The 3,018-nt window shown below is 60.8% G+C and carries 3 protein-coding genes; all 3 read left to right on the forward strand.

Features of this window, described 5'->3' with window-relative positions; genetic code table 11:
• Positions 1-501: 501 nt before the first annotated feature.
• Positions 502-2,247 carry a hypothetical protein gene (locus KUL93_RS11070; protein WP_217127093.1) on the forward strand — a complete coding sequence of 582 codons (1,746 nt, stop codon included), beginning with the start codon at positions 502-504 and terminating at the stop codon, positions 2,245-2,247.
• A complete protein-coding gene (locus KUL93_RS11075; protein ID WP_217127094.1) occupies positions 2,178-2,462 on the forward strand; it encodes a hypothetical protein in 285 nt (94 codons plus the stop codon). The genes KUL93_RS11070 and KUL93_RS11075 overlap by 70 nt, the downstream gene beginning before the upstream one ends.
• A 249-nt stretch (positions 2,463-2,711) precedes the next feature.
• Entirely contained in the window at positions 2,712-2,966 is a 255-nt protein-coding gene (locus KUL93_RS11080; RefSeq protein WP_217127095.1) for a hypothetical protein, read from the forward strand.
• The last annotated feature ends 52 nt before the right edge of the window (positions 2,967-3,018 follow it).

The following is a 3,018-nucleotide window of genomic DNA, read 5'->3' on the forward strand; positions in this document are numbered from 1 at the left end:
TTCAATGCTTTCCGGCCTTGGAACAAGCGCTCAAGGAGTCGGTACGCTTCGAAGAGTTTAGCACGACTTCGGGGAATATAATGATATGGGACCTGACAACTAGGCAATAAACCACCCATTTCAGGATCGTCTTGACCCGCCAAGCCAAAAGCATCGATCCCAGGCCTGCGGAGAGTGCTCCGATGATTTTTAGTGTTATAGGAATGTCATATGGAAAAGTCATCTATGTGCCTTGGGTATATTTTCTGTATTACGCCTGCCCTCTGGAGACGAACCGGTCGTAACTATCCTCCACCGGCTCTTCGTCCTCATCCCGCCGCCGCCAGCGCTTCTCCGCCTCCGGCATCACCAGTAAGGTCACCCCGAAGTGTCGGAGCCCTGGCTCGGCAACAGTCAGGACTGAAACTCTACCGGGGTGTCCTGCCCATGGACATGGGTTCACGCTATCTTAAGCGTCTGAGATAATAAATTATCCAAAATGAGACTGGGAGGCTGTGGAGCATGGCGAAGTCATTCAAGAACGGCGTTTCCCTGCATCGTCTGCTGGAGGCGTCTCCACTGGCCGCGCTGGAAGGGTTTCTTGCCACTGTCGACAAAGGACAGTACGCGGCGATTTTCAGCGATGTGCAGTGGGCGTCGGCCACTGACGCAGCCAGCATCCAGGCCATTCGCGCTCAACTCCTCGACATCGCCAGCGCGCTCAAACCCGACGCCGCTGTTCCCCTTGACCGCCACGCCCACCGCATCCTGACGCTGGCCGAAGGGCGTGGTGTTGAGACCGTCACGCGGGTTGCCGCCAAACTATTCGAGCAAGTCCACATCGACGCCTTTGCTGCCCAGCTCGATGATCTCGGTCGTAGCCTGTGGCTCTATCAGCACCAGTCGCTGCTGTTCGACGAAGCCGAGAACCTTTTCTACGCCGACCATTACCGCAACTTCGGGCGGATGTACGAGGCCTTCGAACTGGATGCGAATGCCAAGGTGGATTTCGTCTGGGACGATGCCGTCAAGGCAGCGCTGGAGGAGCAGATCCAGGAGAGGCTCGAACTCACCGGTCGATGCACCGTGACTCACCTGCAGGTCGACAAGAAAGACGCCGCCGGCCAAGAAATTCCCCAACACCTGCTGATCGTGCGCCATGGTGGGCCGCTGTCCAGCGTCGCCGAATACCAGGAAGCCGATGGCAGCCGCCAGGAGCGCTACTACCGGCCGCTCAACGAGGCGACCTTGCTGTTTTCACCTGACGAGGGTGTGATCGAGGTGTTCTCGGCCAGCCCCTCGGTGCGCCAGCAGGTGGCTGGCTGCTTTGCGGAGACGGGGCTCAAGCTGGATCTTTCAGGCAAGCCCCTCACGCTCAAGCAATACAACATGGGGCGCTTTCTGGACTCCTTGCGCCTGACGCCACCCAGGGTGGACGGCTTCGACATCGAGCACGTCGCCGTGGTGGAGGTCGACGCCCGCCCGGACAACTACAAACACCGCGCCAGCCTCAAGGTCACCGCCGATGACGATATCGAGGAAGTCGCCGAATCGCTCTTCGGCAAGGATCACCTCTTCAGTCGGGCGGCCTGCATCAGCCGTGTGGTCATTTCCGTGCGCTACACCCAGCACGGCAGCGACAAGACCAAGACGCTGAACATCACCCTGTCCGACCCGAACCGCTGCAATCTGCGCAGCAACCGCGACCCGGTGCAGCGCGAGCTGGGCTATGCGCTGCTTGCCGCCTGGGACATCCTGCGTCCCGTCCAGCTCCTGACCCGTGAGCACGCGCGTGCGCTCTTTGCGACGCTTTTGCCACTCTATGACCAAACCGAGCGGGAAGTGCCCGGCCAGTTTTTTCTGGTGCGCGGCATCGATCCGCAAGCGCTTGAGCACGTCGGTTTTCTTGAGCGGCGCAGCCGACAACAAACCCTGCTGATCGACATCGATGAGCAGGTGCATGAAGTCACCGTGCGCGCCAGCGGCAAGCCCGGCTTCATCGCCTATGACCATCCAGTCGATCACCGCCGCGTCGAACTTCCCGCTGCTGCCGCCGGCCGTGCCCATCCGCTGTGCCTGGGGCCCAATGTGGTCACCCCTGTTGCCGACCATTTGAGCGCCACAGGCGAAGCGCTGCTCAACATCGAGCATCTGGCAAGCCTCTTCCTCCAGCGCAAAACCCTCGCGCGCGGGGGGGGATGGCGGTCGATCTGGTCAAGCACAGCGACCAATCGGCCACGCTCTACATCCCCGGCAAGCCGCCGCTGATGCTCACCGGCGAAAAGCAGATCGCCATCTTCGACATCCTCGTCACCGCCTACAAAAACGGCAGCCCTATCGTCAAAACCAGCGATGCGATGGCCGGTTCGGAATCCTTCAGCCCCAGCACGGCCTTCCGCAAGGAGCAGTGGGCGACGATCAAGGGCGTGTACCTCGACTTGGCCCCGGGCGTGAAACGAGGCGCGTGGATGCTGCTCGTCTGAGATCCGTCTGATATCGCCACAACGCCGGCCGCCCTGCGCGGCCTTTTTTGCATCCAGCGTTGCGCCGCCGTCTGACATCGGTCAGACATCGCGCCCCTAGACACCCCTCAAGCGAGAGCGCCCGCGCCGCAAAAGACTGCAGCCGCCCGACCGGGCGGCCCGTCTGATATCCGTCTGACTTCAGGGGGCAGATCGTCTGACATCCCATGACAAGAATGGGTTACTCCTGAACCACGAAGGAGTTGCCCCATGCCAACCGACTCGATGGCCCTCGCGGCCACCTCGCTTGCCCCAACGCCGTTGGCGGCAGCGCTCTCCCAAAGCGGCATTTCCCTGCCGATCCCCTACCTTGATCTCTCCCCACAGGTCATCCGTGACCTGCCGCTGGAGAGCGTCGCGGCGCTGCAGCGCTTCACAACATGGGACACCCACATCTTATTGACCGATCCTCCCACCTTTGTCGATGGCCATGTAAAAATGACCCACCTTGGCCATCGAAATTGACCCACCTTCGTTACCCTGCCTCTGATGATGTTCATCAGGAGGCGAGTTGTGT

It is taken from the genome of Hydrogenophilus thiooxidans (genome assembly GCF_019049855.1).
GTDB classification, from domain to species: domain Bacteria; phylum Pseudomonadota; class Gammaproteobacteria; order Burkholderiales; family Rhodocyclaceae; genus Hydrogenophilus; species Hydrogenophilus thiooxidans.

Bases quoted from the DNA above. Each gene is read 5' to 3' on its own strand.
- KUL93_RS11070 (WP_217127093.1), top strand. From the start codon at position 502: ATGGCGAAGTCATTCAAGAACGGCGTTTCCCTGCATCGTCTGCTGGAG.
- KUL93_RS11075 (WP_217127094.1), top strand. From the start codon at position 2,178: ATGGCGGTCGATCTGGTCAAGCACAGCGACCAATCGGCCACGCTCTAC.
- KUL93_RS11080 (WP_217127095.1), top strand. From the start codon at position 2,712: ATGCCAACCGACTCGATGGCCCTCGCGGCCACCTCGCTTGCCCCAACG.